Origin of the sequence: Plantactinospora sp. ZYX-F-223, assembly GCF_039649625.1 — a bacterium.
Lineage (GTDB): Bacteria > Actinomycetota > Actinomycetes > Mycobacteriales > Micromonosporaceae > Plantactinospora.
This window is the reverse complement of sequence record NZ_JBDJAV010000004.1, coordinates 60,173-79,409: the sequence shown is the minus strand read 5'-3', so window position 1 is coordinate 79,409 and position 19,237 is coordinate 60,173. Positions and strand designations below refer to the sequence as shown.

General features: G+C 74.5%; 14 protein-coding genes. 8 read left to right on the top strand and 6 right to left on the bottom strand.

Features of this window, described 5'->3' with window-relative positions; genetic code table 11:
• Window positions 1-5: 5 nt before the first annotated feature.
• Window positions 6-1,970 (bottom strand): non-ribosomal peptide synthetase, encoded by a 1,965-nt coding sequence (locus AAH979_RS05445; RefSeq protein ID WP_346256912.1) that lies wholly within the window; start codon window positions 1,968-1,970, stop codon window positions 6-8.
• Between the two features lie 88 nt (window positions 1,971-2,058).
• Between AAH979_RS05445 and AAH979_RS05440 the strand changes: the two genes are divergently transcribed.
• The 8 genes from AAH979_RS05440 to AAH979_RS05405 are packed head-to-tail and all read left to right on the top strand — an operon-like array spanning window position 2,059 to window position 12,443.
• Complete coding sequence (locus AAH979_RS05440; protein ID WP_346256911.1) at window positions 2,059-3,186, top strand: acyl-CoA dehydrogenase family protein; 1,128 nt, start codon at window positions 2,059-2,061, stop codon at window positions 3,184-3,186.
• A complete protein-coding gene (locus tag AAH979_RS05435) occupies window positions 3,183-4,046 on the top strand; it encodes an acyl-CoA dehydrogenase family protein (RefSeq protein WP_346256910.1) in 864 nt (287 codons plus the stop codon). The genes AAH979_RS05440 and AAH979_RS05435 overlap by 4 nt, the downstream gene beginning before the upstream one ends.
• On the top strand, window positions 4,043-4,813 hold the full coding sequence (locus AAH979_RS05430; RefSeq protein ID WP_346256909.1) for a thioesterase domain-containing protein: 771 nt from the start codon (window positions 4,043-4,045) through the stop codon (window positions 4,811-4,813). Before AAH979_RS05435 ends, AAH979_RS05430 begins: the two co-directional genes overlap by 4 nt.
• A 9-nt stretch (window positions 4,814-4,822) precedes the next feature.
• The gene (locus tag AAH979_RS05425; protein WP_346256908.1) at window positions 4,823-6,133 is read left to right on the top strand and encodes a DegT/DnrJ/EryC1/StrS family aminotransferase; all 1,311 of its coding nucleotides are present in this window, start codon (window positions 4,823-4,825) and stop codon (window positions 6,131-6,133) included.
• Window positions 6,130-7,155, top strand: a complete 1,026-nt coding sequence (locus tag AAH979_RS05420) for a hypothetical protein (protein ID WP_346256907.1) — start codon at window positions 6,130-6,132, stop codon at window positions 7,153-7,155. Before AAH979_RS05425 ends, AAH979_RS05420 begins: the two co-directional genes overlap by 4 nt.
• A gap of 23 nt (window positions 7,156-7,178) precedes the next feature.
• Window positions 7,179-8,489, top strand: a complete 1,311-nt coding sequence (locus AAH979_RS05415; RefSeq protein WP_346256906.1) for an MFS transporter — start codon at window positions 7,179-7,181, stop codon at window positions 8,487-8,489.
• Window positions 8,486-9,124 carry a class I SAM-dependent methyltransferase gene (locus AAH979_RS05410; RefSeq protein ID WP_346256905.1) on the top strand — a complete coding sequence of 213 codons (639 nt, stop codon included), beginning with the start codon at window positions 8,486-8,488 and terminating at the stop codon, window positions 9,122-9,124. Before AAH979_RS05415 ends, AAH979_RS05410 begins: the two co-directional genes overlap by 4 nt.
• Before the next feature lie 16 nt (window positions 9,125-9,140).
• Window positions 9,141-12,443: a condensation domain-containing protein gene (locus AAH979_RS05405; RefSeq protein WP_346256904.1), complete on the top strand. Its 3,303-nt coding sequence runs from the start codon at window positions 9,141-9,143 to the stop codon at window positions 12,441-12,443.
• Between the two features lie 57 nt (window positions 12,444-12,500).
• On the opposite strand, the gene AAH979_RS05400 is transcribed toward AAH979_RS05405, so the two are convergent.
• Genes AAH979_RS05400 through AAH979_RS05380 form a run of 5 tightly spaced genes read right to left on the bottom strand, consistent with a single transcriptional unit; the run spans window position 12,501 to window position 19,137 of the window.
• Window positions 12,501-13,529, bottom strand: a complete 1,029-nt coding sequence (locus AAH979_RS05400) for a hypothetical protein (RefSeq protein WP_346256903.1) — start codon at window positions 13,527-13,529, stop codon at window positions 12,501-12,503.
• A 4-nt stretch (window positions 13,530-13,533) separates the two neighbouring features.
• Window positions 13,534-15,366: an amino acid adenylation domain-containing protein gene (locus AAH979_RS05395; protein ID WP_346256902.1), complete on the bottom strand. Its 1,833-nt coding sequence runs from the start codon at window positions 15,364-15,366 to the stop codon at window positions 13,534-13,536.
• Window positions 15,363-16,109, bottom strand: coding sequence for a thioesterase domain-containing protein (locus AAH979_RS05390; RefSeq protein ID WP_346256901.1), 747 nt, complete (start codon window positions 16,107-16,109; stop codon window positions 15,363-15,365). The genes AAH979_RS05395 and AAH979_RS05390 overlap by 4 nt, the downstream gene beginning before the upstream one ends.
• On the bottom strand, window positions 16,106-17,368 hold the full coding sequence (locus AAH979_RS05385) for a cytochrome P450 (protein WP_346256900.1): 1,263 nt from the start codon (window positions 17,366-17,368) through the stop codon (window positions 16,106-16,108). The genes AAH979_RS05390 and AAH979_RS05385 overlap by 4 nt, the downstream gene beginning before the upstream one ends.
• A complete protein-coding gene (locus AAH979_RS05380) occupies window positions 17,365-19,137 on the bottom strand; it encodes a non-ribosomal peptide synthetase (protein WP_346256899.1) in 1,773 nt (590 codons plus the stop codon). The genes AAH979_RS05385 and AAH979_RS05380 overlap by 4 nt, the downstream gene beginning before the upstream one ends.
• Between the last annotated feature and the right edge of the window lie 100 nt (window positions 19,138-19,237).

Here is a 19,237-nt window from a genome sequence, read left to right as displayed (position 1 = left end):
CGCGCTCACTCGGCGAGCATCGCCTCGACCTCGTCGTCGGACAGTTCCGCCAGTCCGGCGAGGATGGCATCCAGGTCGCTGCCCGGTCCGGCCGTCGCGGCCGTTTCGACCGTGCCGGCGAGCCAGGCCAGCGTCGGCTCGCGGAGGAAGTCGCTCAGCGGGATCTCGGCGCCGAACTCCTCGCGCACCCGGGACAGCAGCCGGATCGCCTGGATGCTGTCCCCGCCCAGCTCGAAGAAGTCGTCGTCCGGGCCGGCGGCGACCGTTCCGAGCACCGGCACCAGGCATGCGTCGCGCAACCGCCGCTGGGCCGGGGTCAGCTCGGCCGCGCCGTCGTCGCCGCCGACCGGCCGGATCCGGCGCAGCGCGGCCAGGTCGGTCTTGCCGTTCACCGTCAGCGGGATCGCGTCCACCTCGATGAGCAGGGCCGGGACCATGTGCCGGGGGACCAGCTCGGCCGCCCGGGCGCGGATCGCGGCCAGGTCGGCCGGTGCGGTGACCGGCACGATGTAGGCGACGAGCTGGCCGCCGTCCTCTGTGGTGGCCACGGCCTGCCGTACCCCGTCGGCGCGGACCAGGGCCGACTCGACGTCGCCCAGCTCCACCCGGTGCCCGTGGACCTGCACCTGCCGGTCGTTGCGGCCGAGGAAGACCAGGTCGCCGTCGGCGGTCCAGCGGCACAGGTCACCGGTGCGGTACAGCCGGTCGCCCGGGTGGCGGGCCCAGGGGTCCGGGACGAACCGGTCGGCAGTCAGGCCGGGCCGGCCGGCGTACCCGCGGGCCAGGCCGGGACCGCCGATGCAGAGTTCGCCCGGCTCACCCACCGGCACCGGGCGGAGCCGTTCGTCGAGGGCGTACGCGACGTGGTTGTCCATCGCCCGCCCGATCGGTGGCGACGTGGTCCACTCGCCGGTGCACTCCTTGGCCACCACGGTCACCGTGCACTCGGTCGGGCCGTACCCGTTGACGAATCGGCAGTGCCGCGCCCATCGGGTGGTCAGCTCGCCGGTGAACGCCTCGCCGCCGACGAAGGCCACCCGCAGGTCCGGGAACCCGGCCGGGTCGAGCAGGTTCAGGATGGCCGGTGGCAGGTCCACGACGGTGATCCGCTCCCGGCGCAGCGCGGCCGACAGGGCGGTCACCGACAGCCGCTCGTCGTCGCCCGGCAGGTACAGCGCGGCGCCGGTCAGCAGGGCGGCGAAGATCTCGAACACCGACACGTCGAAGCCCAGCGACGCGTACTGGATGAGCCGGTCCTCGGGGGTGAGCCTGAACATCCGCTGGACGGTCTCGATGAAGTGCACCGCGCCGGCGTGCCCGAGCTGCACCGCCTTGGGCACGCCGGTGCTGCCGGAGGTGTAGATCGCGTAGGCCAGCCGGTGCGGGTGCCCGGGCGAGGCGGCGAGCGGGGGCGCGGCGGGCCACGGCCGGTCCAGGCGGAACACGGGCGGACCGTCCGGTGGCAGCACCGGCTCGGTGCCGGCGTCGGCCAGGACCAGGATCGGATCGGCGTCGCGCAGCACGCCGGCGATGCGCTCGGCCGGATTGCCCGGGTCGATCGGCACCCAGTACCCGCCGGCCCGCAGCACGGCCAGGATCCCGATGACCGCCCGTGCGTCGCCGCGTCCGGTGAGTACCGCGACCGGGTGCTCCGCGTCCACGCCGCGGGCGCGCAGGGCGGCCGCCAGCTGCTCGACCTCGGTGGCCAGCTCGGCGTACGTCCGGCGGCCGGCGCTGTCGACGACCGCGACCCGGCCGGGATGCCGGGCGGCCGTCTCGGTGAACACCTCGGTGATGGTGCGGGGCGAGCGCGGGACCTCGTCGGGTGCCCACTCGCGCATCAGGGTCTCGATGTCGTCCGGTGGCGGTGCCGGCGGCGCGGTGGCCGCCCGCAGTCCGGTGAGGAAGCTCGTCCGCCGGTCGGCCGGGATGCGGCTGAGCCGGCGCAGCAGCTCGCTGTCAACAGTCACCGCTCCTCCTCAGGAATTTGGGTTTACGGGAGTGACAGGCCGAACTTTACTGGAGTAATCTCCGATTCACTAGAGAAAGGAGGCGGCCGTGGACTTCGGATTCGACTCGCACCAGAGCCGGCTGCGCGCCCGGGTTCGCGCCGTACTGGCGACGCCCGGCGTCCGCCGCGCCATCGACGACCTCGCGGCGGGCACCGGCGAACCCGACGAACGCCCGCTCTACCGGGCGATCGGCGCCACCGGCGTCCTCGCCCCCGACTGGCCGGCCGAGGTCGGCGGCCTCGGCGGCGGGCCGATGAGCGTCGCCGTGGTCGCCGAGGAGCTGTCCCGGGCCGGTGTCCCGGACACCCTGCACATCAACACCGTCCAGATCGTCGGGTCGGTGCTGCGCGCCATCGGCACGGCGGACCAGCAGCAGCGCTGGCTGCCCCGGTTCGCGGCCGGGGAGCGGTTTGCCTGCGTGCTCTACACCGAGCCGGAGGCCGGGTCCGACCTGGCCGCGCTGACCACCCGGGCCGAGCCGGCGCCGGGTGGATACCTGGTGAGCGGCACGAAGATCTACAGCCTCAAGGCCGCCCTCTGTGACGTGGCGCTCGCCGCGGTGCGCACCGGCGCCCCCGGATCCCGCTACGACGGCATCACCCTGGTCCTGATCGACCTGCACGCGCCCGGCGTCCGCGTGGCGCGGATACCCAGCCTCGCCGATGAGCATTTCCATCGGGTCGACCTGGACGCGGTGTTCGTCCCGGAGTCCGATGTGCTCGGTGAACCCGGCGCCGGCTGGGCCGCGCTCACCACGGCGCTGGCGATGGAACGCACCGGGCTCGACTACGCGCTCAAGGCGGCCCGCTGGTACGACACCGCCCGCGCCGCCCTGACCCCCGGCGACGCCGCCGACAGCCTGGCCGACCTGGGCCGGCACGGCGCCCGTGCCGACGCCGCGCGGCTGCTCGCCTGGGCCGCGCTGGCCCGGCTGGAGGAGGACCGCTTCGACCCGGTGTTCGCGGCGATGGCCAAGCTGCACACCAGCGAGTCCGCCGCTGCGGTGGCCGAGTGGGGTGCCGCGCTGCACGGCGCGGCCGCCGCCCCGGCGACCGCCCGCGCCCGCTGCCTCGAATCGGCCTGGCGGGAGGCGCCCGGCCTGACCATCTCGGCCGGCGTTTCCGAGGTGATGCTCGAACTGATCGCCGGGTCCCTGTCCGGGAGCGCGCGATGAGGCCACTGCCCGACGCCCTGCAGGACGAACTGCGTACGGCGCTGCGCCGGGCGCTGCGCGACGTACCGCCGCGCGGCGACGTGCACGACCTGCTCGGCCGGCTCGGCCTGCACGGCCTGGAGATCGCACCGGCTGCCGGTGGGCTCGGGCTCGGGCTGAGCTACGGCGTCGTGGTGACCGAGGAACTCGGACGGGTTGCGGCGTGCGACACGTACCGGTCCGGGTGCCTGGCCGCGGAGACCGGCCCGGCCGCCGCAGCCGACGTCGCCGCGGGCGCGCGCCCACCGGCCGTGGCACCGCCCCCGGCCGGCGGCGCGCTGGTCCGCGCGCGGATCCGTCAGGCCGGCTACCTCGTCGGTCTCGCGGCCGGCGCGCACGAACTGGCGGTCCGGCGCAGCGGTGAGCGATGCCAGTTCGGCCGACCGATCGCCGCCTTCCAGGTCACCGGCTTCACCCTCGCCGCCGACGTGGTCCGGATCGAGGAGGCCCGGTTGCTCACCGCGTACGCCGCCTGGCTGGCCGACCGGGACACCGCCGGCATCCCGGACTCCGCGGAAGACGAGCCGCGCGCCTGGCCGCCGGCCGACGGCGAACCGGAGCTGGCCGCGATCCAGGCCCTCGCCGCCGCCGCCGAGGCGGCCACCGGCGTCACCCGGCGCGCGCTGCACCTGCACGGCACGTACGGACTCACCGGCGACGCCGCGATCCAGCACTACTACCGGCTGGCCGGGACCGAGGCGACGAGCTGGGGCCGGCCGGCCGCGCTGTGGCGGGCCGCCGGACACCGGCGCCTGGCGGCCGGCCCCGACACCGAACACACGACCGCGGTCCTTGCCGCCGCGGGGAAGGGCGAGCGATGAACCCCTGGTTCCGGATCCACCAGCGAGACCCCGAGGCGCCGATGCGGCTGTACTGCCTGCCGTACGCCGGTGGCAGCGCCTCCCTCTACCGCGGCTGGGGTGCCGGCCTGACCGGTGTCGCCGAGGTCGTCGCGGTGCAGTTGCCGGGGCGGGAGAACCGGATCGGCGAACCGCCGGTGGCCACCATGTCCACCCTGGTCGATCGGCTCACCCGGGCGATGCGGGCCGAGCTGGACCGGCCGTACGCGCTGTTCGGCTACAGCATGGGCGCGCGGGTGGCCCACCACGCCGCGCACGTCCTCTCCGCAGTGGGTCGGCCGCCGGAACGGCTGTTCGTCGCCGCCTCGCCGGGCCCGGCCGCGCCGCCCGGCCCGGCCGCGCATCACCTGAGCGAACCCGATCTGGTCGCCCACCTGCGCCGGCTCGGCGGCACCCCGGACGAGGTGCTGGACAGCGCCGAGCTGCGCCGGCTGGTGCTGCCCGCGGTCCGTGCCGACCTGGCCGTGGTGGAAACCGCGGCCCGCCCGGCCGGCCCGCCGCTGTCCTGCCCGGTGCACGCCTTCGCCGGGCGCACCGACCCGGAGGCGTCACCGGACCGGATGGCCGCCTGGGGCGTGGAGACGCGCGGCGACTTCGTCCTCGACACCTTCGACGCCGGTCACTTCTTCGTCCACGCCGACCCGGCCGGGCTGCTCGCGCGGGTCCGGGCCGGTCTCGTCCCGGTCCCGGCGCGCCCCGTGGCCGCGCCGGCAGCCGTCGCCGCCTAGGAGGCCGTCATGGGCACCGACGATCCCGTCGTCATCCCGCACCCGCCGCGCTGGCCGGTCTACGACCGCGCGGCGGCCGACCGGGCCGCCGAGCTGATCCGGCGCGGCCGCTCCTTCGACTACGACCACGGGCCGGAGATCGCCGGCCTGGAGGCGGCGTTCTCCCGGCGGCACGCCGGGCGGTACGCGCTCACCCTGAACTCCGGGACCAGCGCCCTGCTGGCCGCGTACTTCGCGCTGGGGCTCGGCCCCGGCGACGAGGTGATCGTGCCGACGTTCACCTTCCTCGCCACCGCCTCGCCGCTGTTCCTGCTCGGCGCCGTGCCGGTGCTGGCGGACAGCGAGGGCCCGGACGGCACGGTGAGCGCGGCGAGCATCGAGCGGGCGGTCACGCCGCGGACCCGGGCGGTGGCGGTGACCCACCTGTTCGGGCACCCGGCACCGATGGACGAGATCACCGCCCTGTGCCGGCGGCGCGGGCTCGCCCTCGTCGAGGACTGCTCGCATGCGCACGGGTCCACGTACCGGGGCCGGCCCGTCGGCACCTTCGGCGACCTCGCCGTCTTCAGCATCGGCGGGCTCAAACTCGTCTCCGGCGGGATGGGCGGGGTGCTGCTCGCCCGCGACTCCCGGCACTACGACCTGGCCTGCCTGCTGACCGCCTTCAAACAGCGCAGCGAGCGCACCGTGCACGATCCGCGGCTGCGCCGGCTGGCCGACGTCGGGCTCGGCGGCAACCTGCGGATCAGCCCGCCCGCGGCGGTGCTGGCGCAGAGCCACCTGGACCGGATCGAGGAGCTGGTGGCCGCGAAACGCGCCAACGTGCACCGGCTGCTGGAGCCGCTGGTCGCGCACCCCGGGCTGACCGGTCCGGTGATCGCCCCGCACGTGACGATGGGCGGCTGGTACGACATCGTCGTCACCGTCGACCCCGAGCGGGCCGGGTTCAGCCGGGACGACCTGGTGGCCGCGCTGCGCCGACAGGGTGTCAAGGCCGACGTGCCGAGCACCCGGCCGCTGCATCTGAGCAGCATCTTCACCGGCGCCGAGCCCGGGCACCGGCGCCCGTACCCGCCGGACGTGCTGGCCCGGCACTTCCGGCACCGTCGTGGCGACCTGCCGGTCGCCGAGGCGCTGCACGACAGCTGGGTCAGCCTGCCCGGCCCGTACTTCAACGACACCGCCGGAGCGCTGGTCGAGCCGTACCGGGCCGCGATCCGCGCCGCCCTCGACCGGCTGGCCCCGGCCCGCCCGCTGGTCCCGGCCGCTGCCACAGCGGTCGTACCGGGAACTCGTGCGGCCGCGGGAGGAGTCCGATGATCCGTTCCACCGCACCGGCCGCGCACCTGGTCATGCCGGCGAGCGTCGGCGTCTGGTTTCCGCATTTCCTCGGCTCCGGCGCGGACCGCACCGTGGTGCTCGGCGAGGCGCCCGCCGTCGACGTCGGCGCGGTCCGCGACGCCCTGTTCCGGATCGGCTCGCGCCGGGTGGTGCTGCACTCCGGGCACGACACGCTCTGCCGCGACCGGACGCTGGCGCAGGCACTCGCCCGATCCGGGTTCCGGCCGATCGCGCAGTCCGCCCGAGCCACCCGGATCGGGCTGGACAAGCGGCTGATGAAGGAGTTCTTCGACGCCTGCGGCTGTCCGGGCCTGCCCTGGACGACCGGCGAGCGGCTGCCGGGGGTCACCGGTGACCCGCTCGTCGTCATCAAGGCCCGGCACGGCACGCAGAGCCGCGGGACCGTACTGGCCCGGCTGAGCGCCCGCGCTCCGGCCCCCGACGAGATCGCCGAGCTGTACGCCGACGGCGTCGAGTACTCGATGGTCGTCTTCCGGGACGGCGAGCGGGTGGTGACCTTGCCGCCGATCTGGAAGGGGCCGACCTCGACCGAGCTGGTGCCGCCCTGGCGCCGGTTGCGGCTGTGCCCGTACGAGCCGATCGACCCGGCCCTGGAACGCCGGCTGCGCGACGATGCGCGGGCGCTCGCCGTCTCCGCCGACGCGGTCGGCCTGATCGAGATCGAGTACCTGGTCACCGCCGACGGCGTGCCCCGGGTCCTGGAGATCAACCCGCGCGTCTCCGGCACCATGCGGCTGGCCGCGATGGCCACCGGACTGCCGATCTTCGCGCTGTACGACGACCACACGCTCAGCGGCGACGTCGCCGCCACCGGCCACGCCGCCGAGATCCCGTACCGGGGCGACCCGGTCTGCGACCCGGCGGGCGGCGTCTTCGCCACCTCGCGGCTCACCGTCGTCGCCGACGACCCCGGCCGTGCCCTCGACAAGTTGCGCCGCTGCGCCGGCGTGCCTGCCGGTGCCACCGCGGCAGCGGCCTGATCAGTTCGCCAGGAGGTTCACCGATGATCACCGAACTCGCACCCACGACCGTTCCGCCTCCCGATCCGGCCCCGCCGCGCGACCACTCCAAGCGCGACTTCCGGCTGCTCTGGTTCGGGCAGGGCGTGTCCACGATCGGCAGTGAGATCACCGAGATCGCGCTGCCGTTCACCGCCCTGGTCTTCCTGGGGGCGTCGGCCACCGAGATCGGCATCCTCAGCGGTCTGAAGGACCTGGCCGGGCTGGTGCTGACCCTGTTCGCCGGGGTCCTGGTCGACCGGGTGCGCCGCCGCCGCCTGATGATCGCGGCCGACCTGGGCCGTTTCCTCGCGCTCGGCATCATCCCGCTACTGGCGCTCGGCGGCATCCTCTCGATGCCGATCCTGTACGTCGCCGCCTTCGTGGTCGGCTGCCTGACCGTCGTGTTCAACCTGGCGTACCCGGCATTCGTGGGGTCCCTGCTGGACAACGACCGGCTGATCAACGCGAACAGCAAGCTGGAGGGCACCCAGCAGATCTCCGGCATCGTCGGCCCCGGTCTCGGCGGCATTCTGGTGCAGGTGCTGCGCGCCCCGTTCGCGATCGCCGTGGACGCGCTGAGCTTCCTGGTGTCCGCGCTCAGCCTCAGCGCGATGCGGCACCGCGAATCCGAGGACGACCTGATCCGCGGCGGGACCGGCGGGGTCCGCGGCGTCTTCCGGGACATCAAGGAGGGCCTGGTCGCCACGTTCGGGAACCCGCACCTGCGCGCCCTGGCCGCCGAGGCCGCGACGTTCAACCTGTTCTCCCAGATCGTCATGGTGCTGTTCCTGGTGTACGCCAGCCGCGACGTCGGCCTCAGCGCCGGTGTCATCGGCGTCGTCTTCGCCGTCGGCAGCGTCGGCGGCACCCTCGGCGCCCTGATCACCGGCAAGCTGGTGGACCGGATCGGGGTCGGCCCGGCGCTGGTCTGGTCGACCGCGCTGACCATCGCCCCGATGGTGGCCCTGCCGTTCATCAGCGGGCCGAAGCCGGTGCAGGCCGTGCTCTTCAGCGCGGTCTACCTGATCGTCGGGCTCGGCATCGTGGTCTCGGCGATCACCAGCATCACGATGCGCCAGACCATCACGCCGAGCCGGTTGCGCGGCCGGGTCAACGCCAGCTTCCGGTTCGTCACCATCGGCGTCATCCCGATCGGCGCGGTCGGCGCCGGCCTGCTCGGCGACTGGATCGGCCTGCACAACGCCCTGTACGTCTCGGCCATCGGCACGCCGCTGGCGCTGCTGTGGCTGATCTTCTCGCCCGTGCCCAAGGTCCGCACCCTGGACGAGATCACCCCCGAGGAGAACCGATGACCGCCGCGATCAGCGACCCGACCGCCAACGCCGGAGGCTGTGACCACGGGTACGCCCTGACCCCGTGCCTGTGGGGTGTCGAGCCGGAGCCGTACGTCGCAGCGCTGGAGGCGCACGTCACGCTGGACGGCGCCCGCGCGCTCGACGCCGGCTGCGGCGAGGGCCGCAACACGGTCTTCCTGGCCCGTGCCGGTGCGACCGTGGACGCGGTCGACATCTCCGAGCTGGCCCTGGAGCACGCCCGCCAGCTCTGGCCGGACGAGCCGCGGATCACCTGGGGGACGGCGGACGTCTCGCTGGCCGTCCCGAGCGGCGGGTACGACGTCGTGGTCTGCGACAGCGTGCTGCACTGGAACTCCAGCCTGGACCAGGCCCGGCGAACCGTCCGGAACCTCCAGGCGGCGACCCGGCCGGGCGGGGTGCATGTGCTCTGCTCGTTCAACGACCGCGCGCAGCAGTTGGATCGGCACGTCAATCCGCCCCGGCTGCTGCCCGCGCACCACGAGTACCTGCGCATGTACACCGGCTGGGAGCTGTTGCGGGTCGAGGACATCACCATCATCTCGTCGCACGCGGACGTGCCGGAGCCGCACACGCATTCGGTCACCAAGATCCTGGCCGCCCGGCCACGGTGAGGACGAGGAGGACGTCATGCTCGACTCTCCGACGGTCGCCGCCGGGCCGGTGCCCCTCTCGTACGCCCAGGAGCAGCTCTGGTTCATCGAGAACCTGTCCCCGGCGGCGCGGCTGTACAACGAGCTGTGGCAGCTGCGGCTGGACGGCGACCTCGACGTCGGCCTGCTCGGCCGGGCGCTGGACGCGGTGGCGGAGCGGCACGAGTCGCTGCGTGCCACGTTCCCGACCGAGAACGGCGCGCCGGTGTGCCGGTACCTGACATCCCTGTCGCTGGCCACCGGCCCGGCGCACGATCTGGGCCACCTGCCGGAGGACCAGCGCCGGCCGGCGGCCGAGCGGATCGCCCGCGAGTTCGCCGACCGCCCGTACGACATTGCCGCCGGGCCGCTGACCCGCAGCATGCTGCTGCGCCTCGGCCCGCGCGAGCACCTGCTTCTCATCGGGTGCCACCACCTGGTCGCCGACGGGCAGTCGTTGACGCTGATCCGTACCGAGCTGGACGAGCTGATGACGGCCGAGCTGACCGGCCGGCCGCCGGCGCTGCCGCCGCCGGCCGCCCGGTTCGCCGACCATGTGGCGCGGCAGCGGGCGGCGCTGGCCGGCGGGGAGCGCAGCGAGGGGCAGGCGTACTGGCGGGATCGACTGGCCGGCGCCCCCGTGCTGCTCGACCTGCACAAGGGACGGCTCCGGCCGGCGGTGAAGTCCGAGCACGGCGAGCGTGCGCGGTTCGACCTGGATCCGGCGTCCGCCCGCGGGCTGCTCGACTTCGCGATGCGGGAGAGCAGCACCCCGGCCTGCGTGCTGATCGCGGCGTTCGCGGCGGTGGCGCACCGGCACACCGGGGACGACGACCTGATCATCGGCACCGCCGGCGCGGGACGAAGCCCGGGCGGCTTCGACGACGTGGTCGGATTCTTCGCCAACACCCTGCCGCTGCGACTGCGTCCCCGCCCGGCCTCGTCGTTCCGCGGCCTGCTCGCCGAGACCACGGACGCGGTGCTGGACGCGCTGGAGTTCGAGGAGGTGCCGTTCACCAGCATGGTGGAGGGCCTGACCGGCCGGGACCCGAGCATCCCGCCGCTGGTGCAGGTGATGGTCACCCAGTCGCCGAAGGTGGCCCACGGCGTGCCGTTCGGCCCGGTGCGGGCCACCGAGGAGCAGATTCCGCGCGGCCGCGCCCGCTTCGACCTGCTGATCGAGGCCGAGGTTGGCCCGGGCGACGTGACCCTGTGGGTGGAGTACGACGACGCGCTGTTCGAGGCGGCGTACGTACGTACCCTGATCCGGCACCTGGAAGCGGTGCTACGTGCCGGGTGCGCGGAACCGGAGCTCGAACTGGGCCGGTTGCCGATGCTGGGTGCGGGGGAGCGGTCCTGCTCGGAGCGGGAGGTGCTGATCGGCGACTGCGTGGCCCCCGACTTCGCGCTGGGTCGGCTGCACCGCGCCGGACCGGGCGGGCGCATCGACGACGTGCTCGTCCCGCCGGGCCCGGACACCGGCCGGGTCGGGTACCGGCGGCCGGGCGGTGTCGTGGTCGACCTGGGCCCGGCGGACCGGTTCCCGGTCATCGGCGGCATCACCGTGCCGCTGGACGAGGTGGCCGCGCTGCCGCCGGACGCCGTCCCGCGGTACGCCTCCGCCGCCGTCCGGCAGTCGGGCGGCGAGCCGGACGTCGGCGACCCGCCCGGCCTCGACACCGTCCGGCCGGCACTGCTCGCACTGTGGCGCCGGGAGCTCGGCAACCCCGGGTACGGCCCGCACGACGACGTGTTCGAGCACGGCGGCCACTCGATGATGGTGGCCCGGCTGGCCCTGTTGGCCCGGGACGAACTGGGCCTCGAAGCGCCGATCCGGGCGATCTTCGAACACCCCACCGTGGACGGTCTGGCCCGGCTGATCTGCCGGGAGCAGCCGGACGCCGTACAGACCCTGCAACTGCTGGCCGGGCTGAGCGGCGACGAGCTGGACGCCCTGCTGCCGACCGCCGCCGAACCGGCCGCCGCCGATCCCGGCCCGGCCCCACTGACCGGGGCGCAGCGGCAGATCTGGGTGATGGAGCAGCTCGCCCCCGGCGCTCCGACGTACAACATCCCGCTGGAATTCGACCTGACCGGCACGCTCGATCCGGAAGCGCTCGCGGCGGCGTTCGCTGCGGTGATCGCCCGGCACGACGCGCTGCGGTGCCGGTACGAGTGGACCGCGGACGGCCCCGTGCAGCAGGTCGTGCCCGGCGCCGGACCGGAGTTGGAGGTGCATGACCTCACCGGCCTCGGCGAGCAGCGGGCCTTGGCGGCCGCCGACCGGATGGCCCGCGAGCAGGCGGCGTCCGGGTTCGACCTGCGCACCGACCCCCCGGTCCGGGCCCAGCTCGTGGTGGCCGGGCCGACCCGGGCCCGGCTGCTGGTGGTGTTCCACCACATCGGCGTGGACGAGGTCGGCCTGTACACGTTCCGGCGGGATCTGGTGGCGGCGTACCGGGCGGCCCGGGACGGCCTCCCAGCGGCGCTGCCGGCGCCCGCGCTGGCCTGGACCGAGTACGCCCGGTGGGAGCGCGACTGGCTGGCCGGCCCGGCCGGGGACCGCCAGCGCGACTACTGGGCCGCTGCGCTACGCGGCGTGCCGGAGCTGCGGCTGCGCACCGACCTGGTGGCGCCGGAGGGCCTGAGCTTCGCCGGTGGCCACTACGACCGGGTGCCGTCGGTGCCGCTGATGAGTGCGGTCAGGACGCTCGGCGCGGAGCTGTCGGCCACGCCGTTCGTGGTGTTCGCCGCGGCGTGCGCGGTGCTGCTGTCGCGCGAGTCCGGGCAGCAGGAGTTCGTGGTCGGGGCGCCGGCCGAGAACCGGCAGCGCGCCGACGCGCACGACCTCGTCGGGTGCTCGGTCAACGTGCTGGCGCTGCGGGTCCGGGTTCCGTCCGGGGCCACGTTCGCGGAGGTCGTCGCCGGGGTCCGGGAGGTGACCATCGACGCGTACGACAACCAGGGCCTGCCGCTGCCGGAGGTGGTCCGGCTGATCGGCGCGCGGCGCGCGGCGAACCGGCTGCCGCTGGTCCAGGTCACCGTGGCCTGGCAGGACGGCGACGACATCAACCTGGACCTGCCGGGCTGCGCGTCGACCTGGCGGTACGTCTCCACCGGCGCGTCCCGCTACGACATCTCGTACACCGCCATGCAGCGCGGGGACGAGCTGGAGCTGGGCGCTGAGTACAACACCGCGCTCTGGCACGCCGAGTCGATCGATGCCCAGCTCGCCACGCTGGAGCGGATCCTCGTCGGCGCGGCCGCTGCCCCGGCCGCCCTGGTATCCGAGCTCGGCTAACGGCGCACAGCACGGGGGCGGACATCCACAGTGGATGTCCGCCCCCGATTCTGTGCGTCAGACGTCGACCCGGTCGAAGACCGCCCGCACCTGGCGGCACGCCTCCAGCAGCTCCGCCACCCGGCCCGGCGGGTACATCTGGTCGCCGTCGCCCGGGCGGTAGAGCCGCTCCGGGCGCAGGAACGACTCCAGCAGGATGCCGTCGGCGCCGAACGCGGAGGCGGCCAGCGCGGCCGGCGCGATCGCGTGCCGGCGTCCGGTGCTGTGGCTCGGGTCGAAGACGACCGGCAGGTCGCACCGTTGCCGGACGGCCAGGATGGCGCCGAAGTCGGGCTGGAACGCCAGCGAGTCGTCGAACGTCGCCACCCCGCGGGCGCACAGCACGATTGCCCGGTTGCCGCGGCTGAACACGAACTCGGCGGCGCGCAGCCAGTCCGACACCGACGAGCGCAGCCCGCGCATGAGCAGCACCGGCCGGTCGATCGTGCCCAGCTCGGCCAGCAGCGCCCGGTTGGACATGTTGCGGGTGTCCACCTGAAGGCAGTCGGCGACCTCGGCGACGACCTGCACGTCCCGCGGGTCCAGTACCTCGGTCACCACCGGCAGGCCCACCTCGGCCCGGATCGCCGCCAGGTCGGCCAGCCCACCGCGCCCCTTGCCCTGGAAGTGGTACGGGCTCGAGCGCGGTTTGAACAGCCCCATCCGCAGCGCCCGGGCGCCCTGGGCGCGCAGCACGTGCGCCGTCTCCAGGGTGTCCGGCACCGACTCCAGGGCGCACGGCCCGGCCGCGCACCACAGGTCGCCGTTGCCGACCACGGCCCGGCCGATCCGGACCTGGTCGGGCGCCACCCGGCTCTCCCGGCCGACGAGCCAGTACCCGCGGTCGGTGGTGCTGTGCTCGGCGAGCACCACCTCGGCGGTGGCGGCGTCGAGCGCGGGCACCCGCGACTCGTCGCCGCTGACCACGACGAACGTGCGACCGGCCAGGTCGACCGCCCAGGCGGCGACGTCCGGGCAGGCCCGGAGCCGGCCGACCAGCCGGTCGACCACGGCGCCCGGCGTTCCGGGCATCATCTCGTACAGCATCGTGTCAGGCGCGCAGGCGCCCGGCCAGGGCGGCCGGGGTGGGGTTCTGGAAGATCACGCGCAGCGGCACCCGCTCGCCGAGCAGCGCCCGCAGGCGCTGGGCCAGCCGCGCTCCGGTCAGCGAGTCCCCGCCGAGGTGGAAGAAGTTGTCCTCGGCGCCCACGCCGGTGCGGCCGAGCACCTCGCCGAAGGCGCCCGCGATCCCGGCCTCGAGCTCGTCCCGCGGTTCCCGGTGCTCCCCGCAGCGGGCCATCGACACCCAGTCGGGCGACGGCAGGGCGGCGCGGTCCACCTTGCCGTTCGGGGTCAGCGGCATCCGGTCCAGGAAGGTCACGGCCGCCGGGACCAGGTAGGCGGGGAGCCGCTCGGCGAGGTACGCGACGACCCGAGCCGCGTCCGGCCGGGGATCCGCGACGACGTACGCGACGAGCCGCCGGTCGGTGCCGTCGGTCCTGGCCTCGACCGCGACCACCGCGGCGTCCCGGATCCCGGGCAGCTTCAGCAACTCGGCCTCGATCTCGGCCGGCGACACCCGGAACCCGCGGATCTTGATGTCCCGGTCGGTGCGGCCGTGGTGCTCCAGATGCCCGTCCGGGCGCATCCGGCCGAGGTCGCCGGTGCGGTACAGCCGGGTGCCGGGCCGCCCGTACGGGTTGGGCACGAACCGGTCCGCGGTCAGGCCGGCCGCGCCGAGGTAGCCGCGGGCCAACTCCGGGCTGTCGACGCAGATCTCGCCGATCGCACCGGCCGGGACGGTGCGCATCGCGGCGTCCAGCAGGTGCAGGCGCACGTCCGGCCAGGGCCGCCCGACCGGGGGCAGCCCGGCCCGGTCGGCGGCGGTGGCGGTGCGGTTGGTGAGCCGGCCGTCCCACGGGACCAGGCTGCTGGTGACCCCGTTCGCCTCGGCCGAGCCGCACGAGACGGCCACCTCGAACGGCAGCGCGGCGGACGCCCAGCGGCGCACGGTGTCACTGCCGATGGTGACCAGCCGCAGATCGGTGTCGGCCGGCCAGTCCAGGTTGACCATCAGCTCGGCCAGCGGCATCGGCAGGAACGCCTTGGTGACGGCACACCGCAGCAGCCAGTCGCGCAGGTCCTCGACGTCGGCGACGATGCCGGCGGGTGCGGCGTGCACGCTGGCGCCGGCCGCCAGGTACGGCCAGATCTCGCCGACCACTGCCGACGAGCCGGGCGGGGAGATCCACGCGGCCCGGTCGTCGGCGGTGATCCGGTGCCCGGCCTGATGGGTGGCGATGCTGTGCGCGACCGAGCGGTGCAGCACGCCCACCCGCTTCGGCTCGCCGGTCGACCCCGAGGTGTGCACCAGGTACGCGAGGTTGTCCAGGTGCACCGGCACGTTGAGGTCGTCGGGCGCCTGCCGGTCGATCTCCGGCCGGTCGGTGTCGAGCAGCACGGCCGGCAACTCGGGCAGCCGGCGGCGCAGGTACTCCAGGGTGAGCACCAGCCGCGGCCGGGTCGCCGCGGCCACGGTACGCAGCCGCTGGTCGGGATGTCCGGGGTCGAGCAGGACCGCGGCGCCGCCGGACTTCAGTACGGCCAGGAAGCCGACCAGCATCTCCAGTGAGCGCTCCATCAGCAGGGCGACCGGCTGCTCCGTACGGACACCGGCGGCGCGCAGGGTGCGGGCCAGCCGATTGGCCCGGGCGTTGAGGTCGCGGTAGGTCAGCCGTTCGCGGCCGGCGGTGGCGGCCAGCGCGTGCGGGGTGCGCTTGGCCCGCGCCTCGATGAGGCGGTGCACCAGGGTGGTGCCGTCGGCCGGCGGCTCGGCGGGCTCCGGGGCGGCCAGGGCGGGCCGGGGGAGTTGAGTGGTGGTCATCCGACGTTCTCCATCTCTGAGTCGGCGACGAGGCCGGTGACGAACAGGTCGAGCAACGGCGCCGGGGCGTCGAGGAAGGTGTGGTGGCCGCCGTCGAGCACGGCCCGGCGGCTCGGGGTGCCGTAGCGCTCCCAGCCCTCCGTGCGCCACGGCTCGACCTCGGCGTCGCCGGTCCAGGCGATCGCGGTCAGCGGAGCGTCCAGCACGGTCCGGGTCTCCGGCCGGTAGCGCCGGTTCACCGCCACGTCGGTGGTGAGCACGTCCAGGCACAGCTCGACCAGGTCGGGCAACGGCGGGTGACCGGTTCGCCGCATCAGCTCGACGACCTCGGTCCGCAGCGCGTCCCGGTCCATGCCGAGGAACCGGCCGTACGGGCCCTCGTCCGGCGCGACCTGGGATGACACGAAGACGTGGGCGGGGCGCGGCGCGCCGGTGCGCTGCAGTTCCACCGCGGTCTGGTACGCGAGCAGCGCCGACCCGCAGTGCCCGAAGAACCCGTACGGGCGGTCCAGCTCCGGCCGCAGCGCGGCGGCCACCGCCCCGGCCAGTTCCTCGTACGTGTCCGGAACGGGCTCCCGCATCCGGTTCTCCCGGCCGGGCAGCTGCACCGGGCACAGCTCGATCCCGCCGACGAAGCGGGGCCAGGACCGGTACATGCTGGCGCCGCACCCGCTGTAGGGCAGGCAGAACAGCAGTGCCGCGGACTCGGCCAGGGGCGCGCGGGTGAGCCACTTGCCCGTCACGGCGTCACCTCCCGCAGCCGGGCGGTGATGGTGAGGTGCTTGTACCCGGCGATGAAGTTGGAGACCAGCCGCTGCGGCTCGCCCGCCACCTCGTACGACTCGATCCGGTGGAACAGTTCGGCGAACAGCGCTCCCAGGGTGGCCCGGGCAACGGTGTGCCCGATGCAGTAGTGCGGCCCGGCGCCGAACGCGATGTGCCGGTTGGGCTTGCGGCGCACGTCGAACCGGTGCGGCCGGTCGAAGACGTGCTCGTCCCGGTTGGCCGATCCGAGCCAGGCCACCACCGGGTCGCCGGCCCGGATCCGTACCCCGGCGATCTCGGTGTCCCGGGTGGCGTGCCGCATGAAGTGGTTGGCCGGGGAGACCCAGCGCAGGGCTTCCTCGATGCCGGACGCGAGCAGCTCCGGGTGGCGGGCCCAGTCCCGATAGCCGCCGCTGCGGTCGAGCTCGGCGAGCGCGCCGACCGGTACGTGCGGAGTGGTGGTGTTGGCGCCGAGGATCAGGCTGTAGCAGTTGGAGACGATCTCGCTCGACCCGAGCGGCCGGCCGTCCACCTCGGTGGCGATGAGCCGGCTGACCAGGTCCTCGCCCGGCGCCCGGCGGCGATCGTCCAGCAGGTCCTGGAAGTACGCGAACAGCTCCCGGTGCGCCTCCCGCAGGGTCTCGCCGGGTCCGCCGGGCAGCGCGTACTCGGGATCGTCCGGCGCGATCGCCATCGTGGTGAGTCGGGTCAGCCGCGGCCAGTCGGCGCGCGGCACACCCATCAGCGTGCCGGTCACGGCCATCGGCAGGTCGGTGAGCAGGGCGGCCACGTCGACCGGGGTGTCGTCGGTGATCGCGCCGAGCAACTGCCGGATCTCCGCCCGGATCATGCCGTCGTGGGTCTGGAGCGACCGCTTGGTCATGGCGCGCTGCAGTCGGTCGCGCATCTGCGAGTGCCGGGGCGGGTCGGTGACCGCGATCTGCCGGCCACCGGCCGGATCGCCGCGTCCGAGCAGGGTCAGCAGCGATCCCTCCTCGGAGGTGAACAGATCGTGCCGGCGCAGCACGTGGTCGACGTCGGCGTACCGGGTCACCGACCAGAAGCCGAGATCCGGGCCGACCTGCTGCCAGTGCACCGGATCGTGCTCGCGCAGGCCCTGCCAGATCGGGTGCGGGTCCCGGTAGGCGTACAGGCCGGGGTCGATCAGATCGAGGCTCGCGGCGGCGCCGAAGCCGAACGGGCAGCGGCCGGTGGCGGGTACGGCGGTCGCGGTCATGCTGCCACTGCCAGGGTGTCCCGGAGTTCGTCGACGACCGCCGCGAGCCGGCGGATGGTCGCGTCGCGGTACAGCGTGCGGGCCGGGACCCGGACCGCGAACCGGCGGTGCAGTTCGCCGACCAGTTCGGCGGCGAGCAGCGAGTGCCCGCCGAGCTCGAAGAAGTCGTCGTCCACGCCGATCGGTTCGACCTGGAGGGCGCGGCCCCACACCTCGGCGAGCTCGGCCTCGGTGGCCGTGGACGGCGGGTGGTAGTCACCCTCCACGGCGCGGGGCGCGCGGTCCGCGGCGGGCAGCCGGGACCGGTCCACCTTGCCGTTGGCGGTGAGCGGCATCCGGTCCAGTGGCAGCACGGCGGCCGGGATCATGTACTCGGGCAGCTCGGTGCGCAGGTCGCGGCGGATGGCGGCGACGGTCTCCGGCCCGGCGGCGCCGGCCAGCACGACGTACCCGACCAGCCGGGTCCCGGTCACCGGGTCGGTCTGCGCGACCACGGCCGCGTCGGCCACCTCCGGGCGGCGGCGCAGGGTCTGCTCGATCTCGCCCGGCTCGACCCGGAAGCCGCGGACCTTGACCTGCTGGTCGGCCCGGCCGAGGTACTCGATCGCGCCGTCGGCACGGATCCGGACCCGGTCGCCGGTGTCGTACATCCGGTCACCGGGGGCGCCCCACGGGTCGGGCCGGAACTTCTCCGCGGTGAGGCCGGGACGACCCAGGTACCCGCGGGCGAGGCCGCGGCCGGTGGCCCACAGCCGCCCCTCGGTGCCCGGCCGCACCGGGCGCAGCTCGTCGTCCAGGACCCGTACGTCGGTCCCGTCGATCGGGTGCCCGATCGGGGTGGTCCCGGCGGCCGGGGCGGTCGTGCTGGTCCAGCAGGTGGTGAAGGTGGTGTTCTCGGTCGGGCCGTACCCGTTGGTGAAGGTGAGCCCCGGTACCGCGTCGAGGACCTGGGCGATCTGCCGTGGCGCGACCACGTCTCCGCCGGCCAGCAGGTGCCGGACGCCGCGCAGGGCGCCGGGGGAGGTGCGGGCGAGCTGATGGAAGATCCCGGCGGTGAGCCACAGCACGGTGACACCCTCGGCCGCGACCGTCGTGGCGATGCTCGCCGCGGTGACCGGGCCGGGCGGGTGCATGGCGAGCCGCCCGCCGGTGGTCAGCGGCGCCCAGATCTCCAGGGTGGACGCGTCGAATGCGACGGGGGACGCCTGGAGGAACACGTCGTCCGGTCCGAAGCTCGCCCAGCGGGTGTCGTGCACGAGCCGGACGACCGCGTCGTGCGGTACGGCGACCCCCTTGGGGCGGCCGGTGGATCCGGAGGTGTAGCTGACATAGGCCAGCGTGCCGGGCGCGACCGGTACCGGGACGGCGGGTCGGGCGGCGGGGCCGGTCAGGGGCAGCACCGGCACCGCCGGGTCGCCGGGCGGGGTGTGCCCGGGTCCGGTCAGGATCGCGGCGGGCGCGGCGTCGCCGAGGATCCAGGCCAGCCGCTCGGCGGGCGCGGACGGGTCGGCCACGAGATATCCCGCGCCGGCCTTGAGGATGCCGAGCAGCGCGACGATCAGGTCGGGGGAGCGGTCGGCGAGCACCGCGACGACGTCGTCGGCACGGGTGCCGGCCGCGGTCAGCCGGGACGCGACGGCGTCGGACGCCCGGTCCAGGTCGCGGTAGGTGAGCGAGTGGTCGCCGGCGCTGACCGCAGTGGCGTCCGGCTGGGCCTGAACCTGGCGGACGACGAGATCCACGATGCGCGGCGGAAAAGAGTGGGTCACGGCTCTTCCTCCGGGGTGCGGGCCACGCGAGACCGCGGCCATCTAGTGAGTTGACTCTAGTTATGCTTACTGGGGTTGACAATGGAGCCGCAAGAATTAA